Here is a 21,004-nt window from a genome sequence, read left to right as displayed (position 1 = left end):
CTGTAGGTGTGAAAACCAAGACAAAAAGGGGGACCATTACCATGCAAAAACAAACGCTTTGGACGAAAAATTTTACGATTATCACGCTGGGGACGATCATTTCGAGCATCGGCTCGGTGGCGATGAACTTTGTGCTTTCCTTTGTCGTGTTCGACCAGACGCAGTCGACGTTTCTGGCAGGCCTGTTCGCGGCGATCTCGTTTGTGCCGCGCTTCGTGCTGCCTGTCTTTTTATCGAGCGTGCTCGACCGGTTTCCGCGGATGCCGTGGATCGTCGGGCTCGACTTTCTCAATGGCGCGCTGTACGCCTTGTTTGGCTTGTACTGCCTGTCGTTTTCGTTCTCGTTTGGCGTGTACGCCGTCTTTTCCTTGCTGATCGCGACGACGGGGTCGGTGTACGAGGTCGCGTACGAGAGCGTGTATCCGAATTTGATTCCGGAGGGTTTTTACGAGCAGGGCTATACGGTGTCGTCCATGATTTATCCGACGATCACGATGGTTATGACGCCTATCGCCTCGTTGTTGTATACGCGCTTTGGGGTGGGCTGGATCGCCATTGTGTACGCGGTTTTGTTGACGATTGCGGCGATGTTCGAGCAAAAGATCCGGCTGGAGGAGCGGCGCGGCGAAGGCCGGTTCGATTTCAAGGCGTATGTGCAGGATTTAAAAAACGGCTTTTCTTATTTGCGACAGGAAAAAGGATTGCTGGCGATGTATGTGTCGATCGCGATTTCGCAAGGAACGGGGTCAGGGGAGCAAAACCTGATGATCGCCTACTTTTCAAAAACGCCGGGACTTGGCATGGTGAAGTATTCGTTGTTTTCGGGAATCGAGTTTGCGGGAAGGACGTTGAGCGGGCTTCTTAACTACAAGTTTCCGCCGCAAAAGCGCTATCGGTTCGCGATCTATATTTTTGTCATGATGACGTACGCCCTGTTTGACGGCTGCTTGTTGTGGCTGCCGTTCGCGCTCATGTGCGTCAACCGGTTTGTTGTGGGGATGCTGGGGATCACGTCGATTACGATTCGTTCGAGCAGCGTGCAGACGTACATTCCTGATTCGATGCGGGCGAAGCTCAACGCGTTTGTGGCGTTCGTATACGCGCTGGCGACGATGGTGTTCCAGCTTGCGATTGGGGCGCTGGGGGAAATCGTGCCGATCCGGCTGCTGATCGCGGGGACGTCGGTCGGCCTGGTCGGGGTGTATGCACTCTTGCTGGTGCGCAACCGGAAGCACATCGAACCGATCTTTTTGCTGGAAAAGAAAAGCGATTGAAGGCGGGAAGAGGAAAACTTTTACGGTTTTTCTTTTTTTTGTTGCGTGGATCTTTGATATCTGCTAAAATGAATGAGCTTATAATTCAGTGCAGTCGTATCGAAGTGGCCATAACGAGCTCGACTCGAAATCGAGTTGCCTTAACCGGCACGTGGGTTCGAATCCCACCGACTGCGCCATTTTGAAAATCAACTCCCGGAAGGGAGTTTTTTCTTTTGTGATGAGATGGAAAATGCATTCGTCCATTTGATATTGAAATAGAGAATGATAAAGTATGAATAGGCACGAAAGCAATAAGCCGACATGTTTTTTGGTTTTGTGCTTTTTTCGTCCATCTTCTGATCAAGCCACTTGCAGATGAGGTGGCAAAGAACATCTGCTACGATAGAAGAAATGAAAACAATAAGTGCCTCCATGATTAAAAGCGATCGCGTGGGACGATCGCTTTTTCTGGTGCTGATTTTGAAAAATGAGGTTTTATGATCTTGAAAAGGAGGCCTACTCTTCAAAAAGCGGCGTGGACATATAGCGGTCGCCCGTGTCCGGGAACAGAACGACGATGTTCTTTCCTTTGTTTTCCTCGCGTTTCGCCACTTCGATAGCGGCCGCGAGCGCGGCGCCGCTCGAAATGCCCACAAGAATGCCTTCCTTTTTACCCACACGGCGGGCGAGGTCAAAGGCTTTTTCGTTCGATACCGTGATGACTTCGTCATAGATGCGCGTATTCAGCGTATCCGGAACGAATCCGGCGCCAATGCCCTGGATCTTATGCGGACCGGCATGGCCCTCGCTTAAAATCGGGGAGTCTTCCGGCTCCACCGCCACGACGCGAATCGTTGGATCCTTTTCTTTCAAATACGAGCCGACGCCGCTCAACGTGCCACCCGTGCCGACACCCGCCACAAAGACATCGACTTTTCCGTCCAAATCGTCCCAGATTTCCGGACCGGTCGTCTTTTTGTGGATCGCCGGGTTGGCCGAGTTCGAAAACTGGCTCGGGATCCAGCTGTTCGGAATGGACTTCGCCAGCTCTTCCGCTTTGGCGATCGCGCCCTTCATTCCTTTGGAACCCTCTGTCAAAACAAGTTCGGCGCCATAAGCTTTCATGAGCTTGCGCCGCTCGACACTCATCGTATCCGGCATCACGATTAACACCCGGTATCCACGCGCGGCGCCCACCGCCGCCAGACCGATGCCTGTATTGCCCGAAGTCGGCTCGATGATCGTCGCGCCTGGCTTTAACACGCCTTGCGCCTCGGCGTCGTCGATCATCGCCTTCGCGATGCGGTCCTTCACCGAACCAGTCGGGTTGAAGTATTCCACCTTCGCGAAAACGCTGGCGGGAAGTTGTTCGCTTTCCTCAATGCGCGTCAGGCGCAACAGCGGGGTATGGCCGATCAGCTGATCCGCCGAAGTGTAAAAACGGGACATAAGTCACTCCTCCTTCTTTCTTTGGGACACGGCCTCGAACCCTCGTTCGAGGTCCGCGAGAATGTCGTCGATATGCTCGAGCCCGATCGACAGCCGAATCGTGTTCGGGCCGATGTGCTGGGCCGCCAGCTCCTCTTCTGTGAGCTGGGCGTGCGTTGTGGTCGCCGGATGGATCACGAGGCTTTTCGCGTCCGCCACGTTGGCCAGCAGCGAAAACAACGACAGCGCGTCGATCAACGCGTGCGCCTCTGCCTGACCGCCACGAATGTCAAACGTGAAAATGGACCCGGCACCGTTTGGAAACAGGCGCGTGTACAAATCGTGGTCGGGATGCGAAGGCAGCGCCGGGTGGTTGACCCGCTCGACAAGCGGATGGTTTTCCAGAAACTCCACGACCCGCAACGCGTTTTCCACATGCCGCTCCACCCGCAGCGACAACGTCTCGATGCCCTGCAAAATCAAAAACGCGTTGAACGGGGAAATCGTCGCGCCCAGATCCCGCAGCAGGATCGCCCGGACATACGTCACGAACGGCGCGTTTGGCGCCGCGTCCACAAACGAGACGCCGTGGTAGCTCGGGTTTGGGGCGCTCAACGCCGGAAACTTGCCGTTGTTCCATCGAAAGGAATTGTTTTCCACGATCAAACCGCCCAGCGACGTGCCATGGCCGCCCAGAAACTTTGTCGCCGAATGGACAACGATGTTGGCGCCATGCTCGAACGGACGAATCAAGTACGGGGTGCCAAACGTGTTGTCCACCACCAGCGGAATGTCGTGCCGTCTGGCGATCTGGGCAATCGCGTCCATATCCGGAATGTCGCTGTTCGGGTTGCCCAGCGTCTCCAGAAAGATCGCTTTCGTGTCGGGTTGGATCGCGTCTTCCACCGCTTGCAAATCGTGGGCGTCCACGAACGTCGTCGAAATGCCGAAATGCGGCAAGTCATGCGCCATCAAGTTGTAGGATCCGCCATAAATCGTCTTTTGCGCGACGATATGGCCGCCATCCTGCGCCAGCGCCTGCAACGTGTAGGCGATCGCGGCCGCGCCCGAAGCGAGCGCCAAAGCCGCCGTGCCGCCCTCCAGAGCCGCGACCCGCTTCTCCAGCACCTCTTGCGTGGAGTTCGTCAGCCGGCCGTAAATATTGCCTGGATCGCCCAGGGCGAAGCGACTGGCCGCGTGGGCGCTGTCGTCAAAGACGTACGAAGTGGTTTGGTAAATCGGAACCGCTCTGGCGCCGGTCGCCGGATCGGGCGCTTCCTGCCCGACATGCAGCTGCAATGTTTCAAAACGAGGGTTTGTCATAGAGAGGTCTCCTTCCTGTGAGATAGTCCCACTATACTCCTATTAACCTACTATGTAAATTGGTAATTGAAAGAAATTGAAATTTTTTGAAAGAAATGAAAAAGACGATTGCTCGTTTCCGGGGCGAACAGTTGCGCCCGCCGCAAATCATGATAAGATGGGAGAGATAGGAGGGACTATGCTCATTTCAACCAAAGGAAGATACGCTTTGCGATTTATGATCGACCTGGCCGAGCACGAACAAGACGGCTATGTCCGGCTTAAAGACATCGCGGCCCGCCAGCAAATTTCCGAAAAGTATTTGGAAGCGATCGTGAAGGCGCTTGGAAAACAAAAGATGATCGTCGCCTTGCGGGGGAAAGGCGGCGGATATCGGCTGGCCAAAGCGGCCGACGCGTATCCGGTCAAGACGATTCTCGAATGCATGGAAGGCTCGCTGACGCCCGTCGCCTGTCTTGAAAAAGGCAGCCTGCCTTGCGAGCGTCGCCAGCAGTGCCGCACGCTCTCGCTTTGGGAAGGACTCGACACCGTCATCTCGGACTATTTGGCCCGGTTCACGCTGGCCGATCTCGCAAAACCAGCAGAAATGGAAGCAAGAAAATCATGATTGGATTCTTAATAAAAAAACTAGTAAAAAACAGCGGCGACACCCGGTCGCTGGCCGTGCGCGCCAAAGTCGGCAAAGTGCTCGGCTACGTGGGCATCGTATTGAACACGCTGCTGTTCGTAGCCAAATACTTGATCGGCGTGCTGGTCAACTCGATCTCGATTCAGGCCGATGCCATCAACAACCTGACCGACGCCGGCAGCAACATCGTGTCGATCATTTCGTTCCGGCTCGCGGAAAAGCCCGCCGACCAGGACCATCCGTATGGACATGAACGCACGGAGCTCATCACGTCGATGTTCGTCGGCATCGCCATCGCCATCCTTGGCTTTGAAACGGCTAAAGACAGCGTGCACCGCATTTTCCATCCCGAAGCCATCGACTTTCAATGGAGCGCGGTCGCCGTCCTCGTCTTGTCGATTTTAGTGAAATTCTGGATGTATCTGTACAACACCCGGTTTGGAAAGCGATACAACTCGTCTTTGCTGCTGGCCAACGCCATGGACTCCAAAAGCGACACCATCGGAACGCTGGGCGTTTTGATTTCGACGCTGCTTTCGCCTGTGATCCATTTCCAGCTGGACGGCTACATGGGCCTGATAGTGTCGGGCATCATTTTTTACAGCGCCTACGATTTGCTCAAAGACGTCATGAGCGCGCTACTTGGCAAGGCGCCGGACCCGAATCTGATCTATGCGCTGTCCAACCAGATTTTGGAATGCCCCGTCGTGATCGCCGTCCACGATGTGCTCATTCACTCGTACGGGCCGAATCAAAACTACGCGACCGCCCACGCCGAAGTGGACGCCCGGCAGTCGCTGCTCGACGTGCACAGCGCCATCGACCAGGTGGAGCGCCAAATCAAAGAAGAAACCGGCGTGAACGTTTCCATCCATGTCGATCCGGTTTTGCTGGATGACAAGATGACGCGCCAATACCACACGGTATTCGATCAAGCCGTGTTCGCGCTGGGCGGCTGCGACTGGGATATCCACGATTTCCGGGTCGACCCCCACAAAGACCACGTCGACGTGTTTTTCGACTTGGTGGTGCCGTACGCGGAAACGCGCGGCGAAGAAGAGCTGGCGAAGGCGATCCGCGCCAAATCCGGCGTGGGAGACGAAGTCAGGCTCTTTATCGAAATCGACCATCCTATCGGCGTTTAGTCGATTTCATACACGGTTGGCACCGCGCCAACCGTTTTTCTTTGCTCGGGCGAAAGCTTGTTCGTGACCAGAACGTCGATTTCCGAAAAACGGCAAAACGAGAAAGGCGCCTTCGTTTCAAACTTGGACTCGTCGCACACGACGACAAGCTTTTTGCTGCGGTTGATCAAGTGGCGCTTCAGCCCCATTTCGTTTTCGTTGCACGTCGTAAAGCCCAAACTGTCCTTGAACCCGTCCGTGCCTAAAAAGGCGATGTCGATTTGCAGGTGGTCGATCAGCTCGGTCGCGAAGTTGCCGTACGTGCGCATGCCATTGTTGAAAACGAAACCGCCAATCATGACGATTTTCAAATCCAGCTTGACGCACTCGTTGGCAATCAGCAGCGAATTGGTGACGACAATCAAGTCCTTTTTGCCAACCAGCGCCGGCAGGCCGGGCAGCGTCGTGCTGCCCGAGTCGATGAACACGACGTCGCCATCGTGCACGAGCGTGAGCGCGAACGACATCGCCCGCCGCTTCTCGTCCTGGTTTTCCTGGTTGCGCATTGCGACCGGGGACTCGACCATTCCCATTTTCAGACGTGCGAATCCGTGCTCCTTAATGACCAGACCGGCTTTTTCCATGACGTTTAAGTCGGCGCGCAGCGTTTCGGGCGTAACCGAAAGCTGCTGGGCGAGGTCTTTGATCTTCGTCCGGCCCTGGCGCAGCAGGATCTCCCGCAAATGATGGTGGCGTTCTTCTCGTTTTTGTGACATGACGACTCCTTTCCGGACAGTGTACCTTGGTTTTTATTATTATAAAAGAGGAAAGGAAAAAGAAGCAATATCCGCGCATTTTTTGAAACAAAAGAAATAGAAGCGTTTTTAGCCGGTTTACGAAAAGAATTTTTTTTGATTTTTGAAAAGGAGCGAAAAACGATGGCGCCGGTTTTGAGGGTGCGCCATACTAAAGACAAGAAAAAAGCGTACGAAACGCACGCCTTTCTCTTGGTGTTGATACAGGATTCATGAAAAAGCCGGTCGGGCGCTTTCGCTTCCAGCCTGTCTGTGTGAATTTTTTCTGTCCCGGAAGAAAAAGCGCTTAGTTCTCTTCCTTTTTGATGAATCCATACGTAAAGTGTTCGCCGCATTGCTTGTCGTTGCGATACGAGAAGCAGTCGGCGGGCTCTTTTTTTGTGTCCAGCCCGGTCGGGACGATATCCCGCACGCCAAGCCGGCGAAGCATTTCGATGTTCAGTCCCTGGTTGTCGATATACGCCTTGCCGCCGTTTACGCGCCGTATGAAGGGCTCGACATCCAGATCAATCTCGCGTCCCATCGCCTCGATTTGTTCGACCACCTCCATGCCGACCTCCAGGGAATCGAACAAAATCGACGGGGAGAAAAACGCTTTCGTTCGCGCCGGGACGAGGTCGCCGTTTTCGGCCAGCGCCTTGACGGTATGGTACGTGATGGCCTGGGCCGTCCCCTTCCAGCCCGAATGGATGGCGCAAACGCACGGGGTTTGCTCGTCGCACAGCAAGATCCCGACACAATCCGCGGTAAAGACGCCAATCAAAACGTTGGGCTCGTGGGTGAAAAGCGCGTCCACATCCATGAGGCTCGTTTCCTTTTTCGTGGCGCCCCGCCCCTTGTGCTCCCGTTTGACTTCGGCGCGGTTGGCCGTGTGCTTTTGCCACGACAGGGCCCAGTTCTTTAAAGGGATTCCCGTCGTTTCGCAAAGGGCGATCCGGTTTTTCAGCACCGCCTTTGGGTCCTGGCAAACGTGGAGAGCCATGTTGTTTTGCTCCGGGGCGCTTTGGTCTTTGAGCGTGACGGCGCCATACACCGTCGTGTCGATCCATTGGATTTGTTTCATCGTTTTTTATGTCCTTTCATTGATTCGCTTCTTTGAGATAGGCGACGATTTGCTCGAACCGGGCGGGATCCTTGATTTCCTTGCCGCGCTCCAGAAAGCGCAGCTCGCCTTTTTTTGTCATCTGCATTTCGATCGGGATCCCCTGCCAGCTAATGTGGCCGATCGTGCGGAACGATTCGCTTTTTTTCTTCATGGTTTCATTGTAGCACGCCAATCTGGAAAAAAGTGCGGGGATCCAAGCATATAAGTCGTAAATTGAGGTGGAATATGACAAGATAAATTTGTCCGAAATAGCACACGAGAGTTGACACTGCTAAAAAGCGTGGTATCATGTTAGCAGATAGACCGAATGAGTGCTAGAGAGGAGCTGACAATATGGAATTGACCCAGCGGCAACGGATTATTTTCAAGAAAGTTGTGGAACAATTTACATATTGCGCCGAGCCGGTCGGCTCGAAAGCGCTGATGCAGCTTCTGGATTTTCCCATTTCGTCCGCGACGATTCGCAACGAGATGGCCGTGCTGGAAAAAGCGGGGCTGCTCGAAAAGACGCACACGTCCAGCGGACGGGTGCCAAGCCGGTTTGGATATCGGTATTATGTGGAAAATTTGATGGAAACTTCCCTGGAGGATCCGATCAAGCATTCTTTACAGGCTTTGTTTTCACAGCGGCACTACTCGCTTGACGAAGTCGTGGAGAAGAGCTGCAGCATTTTGAGCGAGATGACGAACTTGACCAGCATCGTGCTCGGCCCTGACAGCCGGCATCAGGTGCTCGTGCACGTCCAGCTCGTACCGATTGATGCCAAGAGCGCGGTCGCGCTCATCATTACCGATACGGGCCACACCGAAACGAAAGTGTTCCACTTTGACGAGGATGTGTCGATGGAAGACTTGCGCAGCTGCACGGAGCTGATGAACGACCAGCTCACCGGCACGCCGATCGACCACGTGATCGACCGGCTCAAAGAAATCGAGCCGCTCATGGCCGCCAAACTGGTGCGCCACGAAGTGCTGTTCGAGGCGTTCGCGCAGACATTCATGCGCTTCGCCAGCGAGAAAGTCGCCGTGGCCGGCCGATGCCATATGTTGTACCAGCCCGAGTTTAGCGACGTCAACAAGCTGCAGCGGCTGATGAAGATTCTCGAGGACAGCGATTTGTTCAAGCAATGGACAGAGCAGGAAAACAACATCGCGATCCCGGTCGGGGAACGCAACGAACTGATCCAGATCGGGGACTGCTCGGTAATCAGCGCGAAGTTTCATTACAGCGATAGCGAGGAAGGGCAGTTGATGGTCATTGGACCGAACCGGATGCAGTATTCCAAAGTGATCGCGCTCATGGATTACATGTCCAGCGTGATCGAGGGTGTATTTGGATTGCACGAAGGAGGAGAGAAGAGCGATGAGCAAACAGAAAAAGAATCGTAACGAGGAAATCAAGGAAAACGAACCGATTGAAACCGTCGAGGACGACGAGCTTCCAGCCGTGGAGGAGGAAGTGGAAGTCGTGATCGACCCGCTTGAACAAAAAGAAAACGAGATCGCGGCGTTGAAAGAAGAGTTGAACAAAGCGAAAAACGATATGGCGCGCGCGTACGCCGACACGGACAACATGCGCAAGCGTCTGCAAAAGGAAACCGACATGGCGAAAAAGTATCGCTTCCAGTCGGCGGCCCTTGAATTTTTGCCAATTCTGGATTCGATGAATCTGGCGTTGACGCAAGTCCCGGAAAGCGAAGAGGCGAAAGGCTTCGCCAAAGGGTTTGAAATGATCCGGACACAGCTCGAGAGCGCACTGCTCAACGAGGGTGTGAAGGAAATAGATGCACAGGACAAGCCTTTTGATCACAACACGATGCAGGCATTGATGCAGGAAAAAGTGGATGGTGTCGATTCAGGCATAGTCGTGGAAGTGCTTCAAAAAGGATACATGTTAAAAGATCGTATCTTGCGCCCGGCCTTAGTTAAGGTCAGTGAATAGAGGAGGATGAAAAATCATGAGTAAAATTATTGGTATCGACTTAGGTACAACAAACAGCTGCGTGGCCGTCATGGAAGGCGGAGAACCAAAAGTTATCCCAAATCCGGAAGGAAACCGCACGACCCCAAGCGTTGTCGCCTTCAAAGACGAGGAACGAATCATTGGTGACGCCGCAAAACGGCAGGCCGTAACGAACCCGAACACGATCGCTTCGATCAAGCGGAAGATGGGTTCCAACGAAAAAGTGGACATTGACGGAAAGCAGTACACGCCACAGGAAATTTCCGCGATGATTCTTTCCTACTTGCGTACATACGCCGAAGAATATCTTGGCGAGCCGGTAACGGAAGCGGTTATCACGGTTCCTGCCTACTTCAACGACGCGCAACGTCAGGCGACAAAAGACGCCGGAACGATTGCCGGCATGAAGGTGGCCCGGATCATCAACGAGCCGACCGCGGCAGCGCTGGCTTATGGTATTGACAAAACGGACAAAGAGCAAAAAGTGCTCGTATACGACTTGGGCGGCGGTACGTTCGATGTCAGCATCCTCGACTTGGCGGATGGTACGTTTGAAGTGTTGTCGACAAACGGCGATACGCACCTGGGCGGCGACGACTTCGACAACAAGATCGTCGATTGGATCGTAGAGCAGTTCAAGAAAGAAAACGGCATTGACTTGCGCAACGACAAAATGGCGATGCAGCGAATCAAGGAAGCGGCCGAAAAAGCGAAGAAAGACTTGTCCGCGACGATGCAGACGCAAATTTCCCTGCCATTCATTTCGGCTGGCGCCAACGGACCTCTGCACTTTGATACGACTTTGACGCGCGCAAAATTCAACGAAATGACAAAAGACCTCGTTGAGCGCACGATCATCCCAATCGAAAAAGCATTGCGCGATGCGGACTTGACTGTAAAAGACATCGACCAGGTATTGCTCGTTGGTGGATCGACTCGTATTCCTGCCGTTCAGGAAGCCGTGAAGAAAGCTACAGGCAAAGAACCAAACAAATCCGTCAACCCGGATGAGGCCGTTGCGCTTGGTGCAGCCATTCAGGGTGGCGTTTTGGCCGGCGACGTCAAAGACGTCCTCCTGCTGGATGTAACGCCATTGACTTTGGGTATCGAGACGATGGGCGGCGTCATGACACCGCTGATCGAGCGGAACACGACGATTCCAACGAAGAAGTCGCAAGTGTTCTCGACGGCACAGGACAACCAGCCAGCCGTTGACATCCGCGTTTTGCAAGGCGAGCGTCCAATGGCCAACGACAACAAGGAACTTGGAAACTTCCAGCTGACTGGAATCGCTCCAGCCCGTCGTGGACAGCCTCAAATCGAGGTTACGTTCGATATTGACGCCAACGGTATCGTCAACGTTTCGGCCAAAGACAAAGCGACCGGAAAAGAACAGTCGATCACGATCCAGAACTCGAATGGTTTGAGCGAGGACGAAATCAACCGGATGGTTGCCGAGGCGGAAGCCAACAAGGCGGAAGACGAGAAGCGGAAAGCGACGATCGAAGAGCGCAACAAGGCGGAAAGCTTCGTAGCCCAGATCGACGCGATGCTCGAGGACAACGGCGACAAGATCGGCGACAAAGAAAAAGAAGAAGTGAAGAAACTGCGCGACGACTTGCAGAAAGCTTTGGACGAAAACAACATGGACGAAGTGAAAGCGAAGATGGACGCGTTGGAAAAAGCGGCTCAGGCGGCAAGCCAGGCGATGTATTCGCAGCCTTCGAATGAGGAAGACATCGACGACGGCAAAAACAACAAAAACGACGACGTCGTTGACGCGGAATTCACGGAAAAATAAGTCATTGACAAATGATTGAAATTCAATAGAATTAAAAAAATGAAAGAACAAGAATAGAAAGAAGTCCGAAAGGACTTCTTCTATTCGCATATGGAGGGATAGCATGGCAGAAAACAAACGAGATTATTATGAAGTGCTAGGCGTCGAAAAAGGGGCCAGCGCGGACCGGATTAAAAAAGCGTATCGTAAAATGGCCATGAAATACCATCCTGACGTTAACAAGGAACCGGGAGCCGAGGACAAGTTCAAGGAAATCAACGAGGCGTACGAGGTGCTCAGCGACGAGCAAAAGCGCGCCAACTACGACCGGTTCGGCTTCGCGGGCGTCGACCCGAGCTTTGGTGGCGGATCCGGCTTTGGCGGATTCAGCCAGTCGGGCTTTGGCGGCTTTGAGGATCTTGGCGACATTTTCGGCTCGTTCTTTGGCGGCGGATCCGGCTTTGGCGGATTCAGCCAGCAGTCCAGAAGACAGAGCCGCCGGCCTCGCCAGGGCGCGGATCACTACATGGAGATGCGAATCAACTTCATGGACGCGGTATTTGGAAAGACGGAAACGATCACACTGGATGTCGATGAAACATGCCGGCACTGCCACGGGACCGGAGCCGAGTCGCCAGACGACGTGGAAGTGTGCGCGAAGTGCCACGGAACGGGAACGATCATGGAACAGGTGCAGACGCCGTTTGGCACGATTCAGCAGCAAGTGGTGTGCGATGAGTGCCGGGGCGAGGGCGAGAAGATCAAAGTCAAGTGCCACGAGTGCCACGGAAGCGGATACGAGCATCGCAAGGTGAAACTGGATATCAAGATTCCGGAAGGAATCTCCACCGGTCAGCAGATCCGTATTCCGGGAAAAGGGGGCGCCGGCGAGCACGGCGGTCCGAATGGCGATTTGTACATTGAAATCATCGTCAAACCGGATCCGCTCTTCCAGCGTCAGGGAAATGATATTCATGTGACTGTTCCGATCAGCGCGGTGGACGCGACGATTGGAACGACGATCGAAGTGCCGACCGTCCACGGCAAAGTGGAGCTCAAAGTGCCGGAAGGCACGCAGCCAGGACAGCGGTTCCGGCTCAAAGGAAAAGGCGTCAAATCCAAAAAGGGACAAGGGGACGAATTTGTGGAAGTCAAAGTCGAGATCCCGAAGAAAGTCTCCAAGAAGGAAAGAGAGCTTTACGAGCAGATCCGAAGCGGAAAGCACGCGTCGGTTTTCGACAAGCTCAAGGACGCGTTTGACGGCGAAAAAGACAATAAGTAAACCAATCGACGGAGAAGGGTGTAAAAACCTGCATCCGTCTTTTTCTTTGTCAAAAAGATGATTGAATTTGTTTGAATATATTTCGTAAGTGTTTTTTATATGGAAGAATAATGGAAGAAAAATGTTCGATTTTGTTTATTTTTGGATAAAAAGAAGAATAAAATGCTTTATGTAAAGCGCTGCATCCTGAAATTGGTTACATGCTGTAAAAATCATCGTAAAAAACATGAAAATGGTAGAACAAATGCGTTGACGACACAAAAAGTGTTTGTTATTATGGGGTTCCGGAAACGGGTTGTAAACGCTTACACAAAAAGAACCCGTTGATGCATCTGCCGCTCCGTTCATGCCGGCAATTTCGAACGGACGGCTAGAAAAAGAATCAGGAGAATTAAAAACTATGCTACCATACCTTGCAGAATTTATCGGCACGATGCTGCTGATCATTTTAGGATGTGGTGTCGTGGCAAACGTGAATCTGGAACGCTCAGGCATGAAAGGGGCCGGGTCGATCCAAATTACGATTGCATGGGGTCTGGCCGTTTTGATTCCGGCCTTCATTTTCGGGGAAGCCTCGGGTGCCTCCTTCAACCCCGCACTGACACTGGCGCTTGCTTTCGACGGAAGCTTCCCGTGGAGCCAGGTGGCTGGCTATATCGCGGCGCAAGTCGCTGGCGCGTTCGTAGGCGGCTGTATCGTGTATTTGCTTTTTAAAAAGCACTTCGACGCCACGCCGGATCCGGACACGAAGCTTGGCGTGTTCGCGACGGGACCGTCCGTCAGCAACCTTTGGCTGAACTTCTTTAGCGAGTTTGTCGGAACGTTCATTCTTGTGTTCGCCATCAAAGGCATCGGCAACGTGAGCGGCATTCCAGCCGGACTGGACAAGCTGTTCGTATTTGGCATCATCGTGGCCATCGGTATGTCGCTTGGTGGTTTGACAGGCTACGCCATCAACCCGGCCCGCGACCTGGGCCCACGTCTGGCGCACGCGGTGCTGCCAATCAAAGGAAAACGCGACTCCAACTGGAAATACGGACTGCTCGTTCCGATTTTCGGCCCGATCCTTGGCGCGCTGAGCGCGGTGGCTTTGTTCGCCGTTCTGCCTTGGTAAACTTAAAAAAGCGAAACCCGCAAATAATCGTAAATTTCGAATTGATCATAATAAAAACCATAATACATATTGGATGAATCCAAAAGAAAGGACCGTTCTTATCATGAACAACAAAAAACAATACATCATGGCGATCGACCATGGAACGACTTCAACGCGCGCGATTTTGTTTGACCACGACTGCCGCATTGCCGGCATCGCCCAAAAAGAGGGCGGCGTGGACTATCCGCATCCGGGCTGGGTGGAGCAGGACGCCGTATCCATCTGGCTGGACACGCTGGCAGTCATGGCCGGTGTGCTGAACAAAGCCGGCATCGACCCGGATCAGGTAGCCGCCATCGGTATTTCAAACCAGCGCGAAACAAGTGTGCTCTGGGATAAAAAAACCGGACTTCCCATTTACAAAGCCATCGTCTGGCAGTCCCGGCAAACCGCGGACATTTGCGACGAGTGGAAAAAACAAGGGCTGGAAGACATGGTTCGCGAAAAAACCGGATTGCGTATCGACCCGTACTTCTCGGCTTCGAAAATCGCCTGGATGCTGGAGCATGTGCCTGGCGCCCGCGAGAAAGCGGAAAACGGCGAGCTGATGTTTGGAACGATGGACTCCTGGATCGTTTGGAAGCTGACCGGACAGGAACGCCACATCACCGACGCCACCAACGCCTCCCGGACGCTGCTTTGCGATATCGAAAACTTGAAATGGGACGATGAGCTGCTGAAGGCGTTCAACATTCCGCGCAGCATTCTTCCGGACATCGTGCCAACGTCAAGCAACTACGGCACCACGGCGCCTTATCATTTCTTCGGCACCCGCGTTCCGATTTGCTCCATGGTTGGCGACCAGCAGGCCGCGCTGTTTGGACAGCTTTGCGTTGAAAAAGGCATGGCGAAAAACACGTATGGAACCGGCGGCTTCCTGCTGATGAACACAGGAAACGACATCGTCCGTTCGCAAAACGGCTTGTTGTCGACCATCGCATGGCAAATCGGCGACAAAGTCACTTACGCGCTGGAAGGCTCGATCTTCGTGTCCGGTTCCGTGATGAAATGGATGCGCGACGAGCTGGAGCTGTTTGAAAACGTGGGTGAAACGGCCAAGATGGCGGAACGGGCGCAAACGACAGCCGGCGTCTACATCATTCCGGCCTTCGTCGGTCTTGGCGCGCCATACTGGGACGATCGAGCCAAGGCGGCCATTGTCGGGCTGTCGCTGGGCACGAACCACGACCAGCTCGTTCGGGCGGCGCTGGAGTCGATGGCGTACCAGGCAAAAGACGTTCTGGACGCCATGGAACGGGATTCGGGCGTGAAAATCACCCGTCTGAAAGTCGATGGCGGCGCGGCGGCCAACGATTTCCTTCTCCAGTTCCAGTCGGATTTGTGCCAGATTCCGGTAGAGCGGTTCCAGGTCAACGAGCTGACCGCGCTTGGCGCCGCATTCCTGGCCGGTCTGGCAATCGGTTTCTGGAGCGAAGACGATTTGAACATTGAAGTGGAGCGGACTTTCCAGGCCCAGTGCGACGAGGCCGAGATGGAAGCCCGTTTCGAAAACTGGCATCGCGCCGTCGACACGTGCAAGGCGTTCAAACCGCTGGATATTTAAAAAAGATACATTAAACAAAGAAAAGAGGAACGAACAGTCATGGAATATGATGTGTTGATCATAGGCGCGGGCGTGTCGGGAAGCGCCATTGCCCGCGAACTTTCCAAAACCAATCTGAAAACGATTGTGCTGGAAAAAGAGGAAGATGTGTGCGAAGGCACATCGAAAGCGAACTCCGGCATTGTGCATGCCGGCTACGACGCCAAGCCGGGAACGCTGAAAGCGAAGCTGAATGTGCGCGGCAGCCAAATGATTCCCGAACTGGCCAAGACGCTACATTTTGAATACGAAAACAACGGATCGCTCGTGCTGTGCTTCGAGGAAGCGGGCCGGGCCACGATTGAGGAATTGTACGAGCGCGGACAAAAAAACGGCGTGCCCGGACTTCGGATTTTGGAAAAAGAGGAAATCCTGGCTATGGAGCCTTCCATTAACGATTCGATCGTTTGCGCGCTGTACGCGCCGACGGCCGGCATCGTCTGCCCGTTTGGCATGAATATCGCCATGGCCGAAAACGCCGCCGACAACGGAGTCGAATTCGTGTTTGACACGCCGGTGACGTCCATCGAGCGGGATGGGGACGGCTGGCTTGTCAACGGCGAGTACAAAACCAAAATGGTTGTCAATGCGGCCGGGGTTTTCGCCGACGACATGCACAACCTCGTAAGCGATGAGACGATGAAAATCACCGCCCGCAAAGGCGAGTATTTTCTCCTTGACCATGGCGCCGCGTCGATTTGCTCACACACCTTGTTCCAACTGCCAACCGTTTTAGGAAAAGGCGTCCTGATCGCGCCAACCACGCATGGAAACATCCTGGTCGGTCCGACCGCGACCGATATCGAGGAAAAAGACGGAACGAACACGACAAGCGACGGCTACGACCACATTCGAAACAGCGCGGCCATCACGATGAAAGAAATTCCGTATTATCAGGTGATTACCTCGTTTGCCGGCTTGCGCGCCACACCGGAACACGGCGACTTCGTCATCGAGGAAACCGCGCCCGGCTTTATCGACGTGGCGGGCATCGAGTCGCCGGGACTGTCTTCGGCGCCGGCGATTGGCGAAATGGTGGCGGAAATGATCGTCGACGAGCTGAAGCCGGGCAAAAACGAGCGCTACGTTGAAGAGCGAAAAGGATTTGTCCGTCCGAAAGATCTCGACCGCGAGGCATGGAGCGCGCTCATCGCGCAAGATCCGCGCTATGGCACGATCATTTGCCGTTGCGAAACCGTGACGGAAGGCGAAATCGTGGACGCATGCTCGCGTTCCATCCCGGCGCGCAGCCTGGATGGCGTCAAGCGCCGCGTCCGGGCCGGCATGGGCCGGTGCCAAGGCGGGTTCTGCTCTCCGAAAGTCATGGAAATCATCGCCAGAGAAGAAAACATTCCGTTTGACTCGATCCAGAAGGCCAACCAAAACAGCCGGATCATCACGGGAAAAGACAAAGAAGGTGCGACATATGAACGATAAGAAACAACTGGTGGTCATCGGCGGCGGGCCTGCCGGTCTGGCGGCGGCCATCGCGGCGAAAAAAGCGGGTCTGGACGACATTTTGATTTTGGAACGCGACGAGCGTCTGGGTGGCATTTTGAATCAATGCATCCACAACGGATTTGGATTGCATACATTCAAGGAAGAGCTGACAGGACCGGAATACGCGCAGCGCTTCATCGACCAGGCCAAGGCGCTGGACATCCCGTACTTGCTGGATACGATGGTGCTTGAAATCGACGACAACAAAAACGTGACGTACATCAACCACAACGACGGCTTGCGCACCGTACAGGCGGACGCGATCGTTTTGGCGATGGGATGCCGCGAGCGGCCACGTGGCGCGCTGAACATTCCGGGGTATCGGCCGGCGGGCATTTACTCGGCGGGAACGGCGCAAAAGCTCGTAAACATCGACGGGTTTATGCCGGGCAAGGATGTCGTGATTCTTGGATCGGGCGATATCGGCTTGATCATGGCGCGGCGGATGACGCTGGAAGGCGCCAAAGTCCATGTCGTGGCGGAGCTGATGCCGTTTTCCGGCGGGTTGAAGCGAAACATCGTGCAGTGTCTGGACGATTACGGCATTCCGCTGAAGCTGTCGCATACCGTTGTCGACATCAAAGGCAAGGACCGGGTCGAATCGGTGACTATCGCGCAGGTGGGACCGGATCGCAAGCCGATCGCGGGAACGGAAATCGAGTATCCGTGCGACACGCTGCTGCTGAGCTGCGGGCTGATTCCGGAAAACGAGTTGTCGAATCAGGCGGGCATCGAGATGAACCGGGTGACAAACGGCCCGAAAGTCAACGAATCGCTGGAAACGAGCGTGGAAGGCGTGTTCGCGTGCGGCAACGTGCTGCATGTGCACGACCTGGTCGATTTCGTTTCGCAGGAGGCGGCCACCGCGGGGGCCAAAGCGGCGGAATACGTGCTGCACGGACTGGAAAAGAGCGGGCATGAAATTCCGATCACGGTTCGTGGCATCGTCCGCTACACGGTGCCGGGCACGATTGATCCGGCGCGGATGGACAACGAGCAAACCGTTCGTTTCCGCGTTGGCTCGGTGCTGAAAGGCGGTTTTATCAACGTGCTGGTGGACGGCGAGCGCAAAGTGCATAAAAAACGGCTGATCATGGCGCCGGGGGAAATGGAGTCCGTCGTGCTGAAAAAAGAGTGGTTCACGCCGGAAACGAAGGAAATCGTCGTGGAAAGCGAGGAGGCGTAGTATGATCAAGGAACTCACGTGTATCAACTGTCCGCTTGGATGCGCGCTGCGCGTCGAAGTGGGGGAAACCGGAGAAGTCGTTTCGGTCACGGGCAATACGTGTCCGCGCGGCGCGGCGTATGGGCGCAGCGAAGTGACGCATCCGGTCCGCATGGTTACCAGCGTGCTGCCGGTGGACGACGGGGCTTTGCTGATGGTGTCCTGCAAGACGTCGCAGCCGATTGGCAAAGAACAGATTTTTGACGTCATGCGCGCCCTGGGCGATGTGCGTGTCAAAGCGCCGATCCATATTGGCGACGTTTTGGTAGCCAACGTGGCGAACAGCGGCGCGGATATCATCGCGACGAAGGAAGTCGCGGCACAATAAGAGGAAAAAGGTCCGGGCGGGCCTTTTTTGCTTGCGGGTTTAAACGGAAAGAAAAAGAAGTATAATGAGACTATGAAGACGTTATTTTTGGTGTACAATCCCAAATCCGGCGACGGACACATTCGGGCGCATTTGCCGGATTTGTGCGAGTATTTTACCGCGCAAGGCTATGAAACGATCGTTTACCCGACCCAGGCTCCCATGGACGGGATGGAACGGATCGCCGCGCGGGGCGCCGGGTTTGAGCGAATCGTCGTTTGCGGCGGGGACGGCATGCTGCACGAAGGTGTCAATGGCTGGTTCCGGGCGCAAACGGACGCCGTTCTCGGATACATCCCCTCGGGCACGGTCAACGACTTCGCGAATACGCACCGTTTGCCAAAAGACGTGCTGCAAGCGGCGCAAATCGCGGTCCACGGACGCCGCGAATGGATCGACGTTGGCGGATTCAACGACGATTACTTTTCCTATGTAGCCGCGTTTGGCCTGGCGACGTCGATCGCCTACGACACGCCGCATGAAAAAAAGCGTGTTCTTGGCACGCTGGCGTATGTGCTGCAGGCGATGGATGTCGTGGATTTCGCGCACTGGGAAAACAACTGCGTGACGACAAAGATCGAATGGGAGGATGGCGAGGCGAGCGGGGACTTTCTCTATGGCATGGTATCCAATTCCCGCTACGTGGCGGGGCTGGATTCGTTTACGAGGGGGTTGTTCGACTGGAAAGACGGCCGGCTGGAAGGCGTGTTTATCCGGCGGCCGACTTGCCTGCCGGAGCTGAATTCGATTTTGGCCAGCATGGCGAAGAAGTCGTTTGAGGACAATCCGCTGATCATTCAGGTGCAATCGCCGTGGTTTCGCTTCGAAGGCGAGCCGGTCGCGTGGACGCTGGATGGCGAATATGGCGGCACGCATGAAACGGTTTCGATCCGGGTCGTGCCGCAAGCGCTCCCGGTCGCGCTGGCGCAAGAGGAGGAAGAGAGCTTGGATCACTGATTTCGGCTCTCTTTTTTTTGCGCCCGGATGGCGTTGAGCTCGCTGCCTAAAATCAAGATGAGGCTTGTAAGGTACAGCCAGAGCAGCAGGACGATCAAGGCGCCAAGCGTGCCGTAAATCAAGGAGTAGTTGGCGTAGTTTTCGACGTAAAACGAGAAGCAGACGCTCGACGCGATCCAAAGCAGGATGGCGAACACGATGCCGGGCGCGATCGTTCGGATGGGCGCGACGCGATCTAGCGAGAAGGCGTACAGGACGCCCAGAGAGAGGGCCATGAGCCCCGCGGCGGCAACAAAGCGCGCGTATTGCCACAAGGAAAGCAGAAACCGGGACAAGTGGATCGTGTCGGGCAGGAACCAGTGTAAAAAGTACTCGATGACATTTTGTCCCAGCACGATGAGAAGCAGGGAGAAAAACAAGGTGGCGGGCATGAGCACGGTGCAAAGGAGCTGGCGCAGGATGTAGGTTTTCGGACGGGTCCGGTCCGGCTGGCGGAAGCTGGCGCGCACGTCCTGCATGAGCTCCTTGATGGCGCGGAAAGGAAAGTAGACGGAAAAGACGAGCGAGAAAATCAGGATCGTCGTGTTGTAGGATTGCTTGATGTAGGCTAAATACGTCGTCATCATTTCAATGATGCTGGCAGGCAAAAAGCCGGCGCACGCTTTGGCGAGGGCGTCGGGTTCGATTTGGAGCCCGCCAATCAGCGAGGCGGCCAAAATCAAGAGCGGAAAAACCGAGAATAAAAAGTAGTAGGCCAGCGAGGCGGCTTTGCTGCCGAGATCGTCTTCGACGTAGCGGCGCGCCAGGGCGAAGACAAGGGTGTGCTCGTAGCGATGAAGAAGCGTTTTGACTCGTTTAAGCATCGTTTTTTCCTCCTTGGTCTTATGATTTCTGATTGGGGACGAAAAGGGAAATCAAATGCTTTCGCCAGAGTCGTTTTTGTTTTGGGCGCGGTAGCGCTCCCCGTCCAGAAAGAACATCGTAAACGTCGCACGGCAAAGAAGCACCTGCTCGTCGTTGTAGATGAACACTTCGTAGACGCCGGTTGTGCGTCCGGCGCTGATTTCGGTGGCGACGCCAATGAGCTTGCCGCCTTTGCCGGGTTTGATGTAGTTGATGGAGCCTGTCAAGGTCACGCTGTCGCGGCCGGTGGCAAAACTCGCCGCGCCGGCGACGGTGTCGGCGAGCGAGAACAGGGCGCCGCCGTGGACGAATCCGTGGATGTTGAGGATGTGCTCGTCGATGATCATTTCGACGCGGGCGAAGCCGCGGTCGATGTCCACGACTTTCATGTCGTTGCTTTGCAAGTACTGGCTGGAGGAGTTCAGCCGCTGGATCAGCGCGTTTTTTTCGTCTTCGCGCATCGTTTCTCTTTTGTCGTTCATAGTTTTTATTATACTCGAAAGAAGGAAATTAGGGGAAAAACGAAAAAAATTTGAAGAAAATATTTTATTTTAATCCAGAGAAAGAAATGGGGAACGCGGAAAAAAGC

At 54.5% G+C, this 21,004-nt stretch carries 20 protein-coding genes and 1 tRNA gene; 14 read left to right on the top strand and 7 right to left on the bottom strand.

Annotated features, from left to right (window positions below):
- Window positions 1–41: 41 nt before the first annotated feature.
- Together E5336_RS00525 and E5336_RS00520 are read left to right on the top strand one after the other, a co-directional pair.
- Window positions 42–1,274, top strand: coding sequence for an MFS transporter (locus tag E5336_RS00525; RefSeq protein WP_135979135.1), 1,233 nt, complete (start codon window positions 42–44; stop codon window positions 1,272–1,274).
- Between the two features lie 90 nt (window positions 1,275–1,364).
- A tRNA-Ser gene (locus tag E5336_RS00520) sits at window positions 1,365–1,453 on the top strand.
- Between the two features lie 319 nt (window positions 1,454–1,772).
- Here the strand turns inward: E5336_RS00520 and cysK are convergent.
- Together cysK and E5336_RS00510 are read right to left on the bottom strand one after the other, a co-directional pair.
- The gene (gene cysK / locus E5336_RS00515) at window positions 1,773–2,705 is read right to left on the bottom strand and encodes a cysteine synthase A (RefSeq protein ID WP_135979134.1); all 933 of its coding nucleotides are present in this window, start codon (window positions 2,703–2,705) and stop codon (window positions 1,773–1,775) included.
- A 3-nt stretch (window positions 2,706–2,708) separates the two neighbouring features.
- Complete coding sequence (locus tag E5336_RS00510; RefSeq protein ID WP_135979133.1) at window positions 2,709–4,007, bottom strand: O-acetylhomoserine aminocarboxypropyltransferase/cysteine synthase family protein; 1,299 nt, start codon at window positions 4,005–4,007, stop codon at window positions 2,709–2,711.
- Between the two features lie 178 nt (window positions 4,008–4,185).
- On the opposite strand from E5336_RS00510, the gene E5336_RS00505 reads away from it, so the two are divergent.
- A complete protein-coding gene (locus E5336_RS00505; RefSeq protein ID WP_135979132.1) occupies window positions 4,186–4,614 on the top strand; it encodes an RrF2 family transcriptional regulator in 429 nt (142 codons plus the stop codon).
- Window positions 4,611–5,780 carry a cation diffusion facilitator family transporter gene (locus tag E5336_RS00500; RefSeq protein ID WP_135979131.1) on the top strand — a complete coding sequence of 390 codons (1,170 nt, stop codon included), beginning with the start codon at window positions 4,611–4,613 and terminating at the stop codon, window positions 5,778–5,780. Before E5336_RS00505 ends, E5336_RS00500 begins: the two co-directional genes overlap by 4 nt.
- Here the strand turns inward: E5336_RS00500 and E5336_RS00495 are convergent.
- The 3 genes from E5336_RS00495 to E5336_RS12315 form a co-directional block, all read right to left on the bottom strand.
- On the bottom strand, window positions 5,777–6,535 hold the full coding sequence (locus E5336_RS00495) for a DeoR/GlpR family DNA-binding transcription regulator (RefSeq protein WP_135979130.1): 759 nt from the start codon (window positions 6,533–6,535) through the stop codon (window positions 5,777–5,779). The genes E5336_RS00500 and E5336_RS00495 overlap by 4 nt on opposite strands.
- Before the next feature lie 325 nt (window positions 6,536–6,860).
- On the bottom strand, window positions 6,861–7,637 hold the full coding sequence (locus E5336_RS00490) for a purine nucleoside phosphorylase YfiH/LACC1 family protein (protein ID WP_135979129.1): 777 nt from the start codon (window positions 7,635–7,637) through the stop codon (window positions 6,861–6,863).
- A gap of 16 nt (window positions 7,638–7,653) precedes the next feature.
- Complete coding sequence (locus tag E5336_RS12315) at window positions 7,654–7,830, bottom strand: hypothetical protein (protein WP_168353481.1); 177 nt, start codon at window positions 7,828–7,830, stop codon at window positions 7,654–7,656.
- Window positions 7,831–8,012: 182 nt separating this feature from the next.
- Here E5336_RS12315 and hrcA point away from each other — a divergent pair, with 182 nt between their 5' ends.
- The 10 genes from hrcA to E5336_RS00440 all read left to right on the top strand — a co-directional run bounded on the left by hrcA (window position 8,013) and on the right by E5336_RS00440 (window position 19,512).
- Window positions 8,013–9,068, top strand: a complete 1,056-nt coding sequence (hrcA, locus tag E5336_RS00485) for a heat-inducible transcriptional repressor HrcA (RefSeq protein WP_135979128.1) — start codon at window positions 8,013–8,015, stop codon at window positions 9,066–9,068.
- Window positions 9,043–9,621 carry a nucleotide exchange factor GrpE gene (gene grpE / locus E5336_RS00480; protein WP_135979127.1) on the top strand — a complete coding sequence of 193 codons (579 nt, stop codon included), beginning with the start codon at window positions 9,043–9,045 and terminating at the stop codon, window positions 9,619–9,621. The genes hrcA and grpE overlap by 26 nt, the downstream gene beginning before the upstream one ends.
- 16 nt (window positions 9,622–9,637) lie before the next feature.
- On the top strand, window positions 9,638–11,443 hold the full coding sequence (gene dnaK / locus E5336_RS00475; protein WP_135979126.1) for a molecular chaperone DnaK: 1,806 nt from the start codon (window positions 9,638–9,640) through the stop codon (window positions 11,441–11,443).
- Between the two features lie 103 nt (window positions 11,444–11,546).
- Complete coding sequence (gene dnaJ / locus E5336_RS00470; RefSeq protein ID WP_135979125.1) at window positions 11,547–12,704, top strand: molecular chaperone DnaJ; 1,158 nt, start codon at window positions 11,547–11,549, stop codon at window positions 12,702–12,704.
- Between the two features lie 400 nt (window positions 12,705–13,104).
- Entirely contained in the window at window positions 13,105–13,818 is a 714-nt protein-coding gene (locus E5336_RS00465) for an MIP/aquaporin family protein (protein ID WP_135979124.1), read from the top strand.
- Between the two features lie 103 nt (window positions 13,819–13,921).
- Window positions 13,922–15,424, top strand: a complete 1,503-nt coding sequence (gene glpK, locus E5336_RS00460) for a glycerol kinase GlpK (RefSeq protein WP_135979123.1) — start codon at window positions 13,922–13,924, stop codon at window positions 15,422–15,424.
- 39 nt (window positions 15,425–15,463) lie between these two features.
- On the top strand, window positions 15,464–16,900 hold the full coding sequence (locus E5336_RS00455; protein WP_135979122.1) for an NAD(P)/FAD-dependent oxidoreductase: 1,437 nt from the start codon (window positions 15,464–15,466) through the stop codon (window positions 16,898–16,900).
- Window positions 16,890–18,149: an NAD(P)/FAD-dependent oxidoreductase gene (locus tag E5336_RS00450; RefSeq protein WP_135979121.1), complete on the top strand. Its 1,260-nt coding sequence runs from the start codon at window positions 16,890–16,892 to the stop codon at window positions 18,147–18,149. The genes E5336_RS00455 and E5336_RS00450 overlap by 11 nt, the downstream gene beginning before the upstream one ends.
- Window position 18,150: 1 nt before the next feature.
- A complete protein-coding gene (locus E5336_RS00445; RefSeq protein ID WP_135979120.1) occupies window positions 18,151–18,516 on the top strand; it encodes a DUF1667 domain-containing protein in 366 nt (121 codons plus the stop codon).
- 72 nt (window positions 18,517–18,588) lie between these two features.
- Window positions 18,589–19,512: a diacylglycerol/lipid kinase family protein gene (locus tag E5336_RS00440; RefSeq protein WP_135979119.1), complete on the top strand. Its 924-nt coding sequence runs from the start codon at window positions 18,589–18,591 to the stop codon at window positions 19,510–19,512.
- Here the strand turns inward: E5336_RS00440 and E5336_RS00435 are convergent.
- Together E5336_RS00435 and E5336_RS00430 are read right to left on the bottom strand one after the other, a co-directional pair.
- The gene (locus E5336_RS00435) at window positions 19,506–20,375 is read right to left on the bottom strand and encodes a YihY/virulence factor BrkB family protein (protein WP_135979118.1); all 870 of its coding nucleotides are present in this window, start codon (window positions 20,373–20,375) and stop codon (window positions 19,506–19,508) included. The two genes, E5336_RS00440 and E5336_RS00435, sit on opposite strands and share 7 nt — an antisense overlap.
- Window positions 20,376–20,426: 51 nt before the next feature.
- The gene (locus E5336_RS00430; RefSeq protein ID WP_277820714.1) at window positions 20,427–20,897 is read right to left on the bottom strand and encodes a PaaI family thioesterase; all 471 of its coding nucleotides are present in this window, start codon (window positions 20,895–20,897) and stop codon (window positions 20,427–20,429) included.
- Window positions 20,898–21,004: the final 107 nt, after the last annotated feature.

The organism is Dubosiella muris, assembly GCF_004793885.1.
In the GTDB taxonomy this organism is placed as follows: Bacteria; Bacillota_I; Bacilli_A; order Erysipelotrichales; family Erysipelotrichaceae; genus Dubosiella; species Dubosiella muris.
Note: the sequence above shows the minus strand (reverse complement) of the source record. Positions and strands in the feature narration are given on the sequence as shown.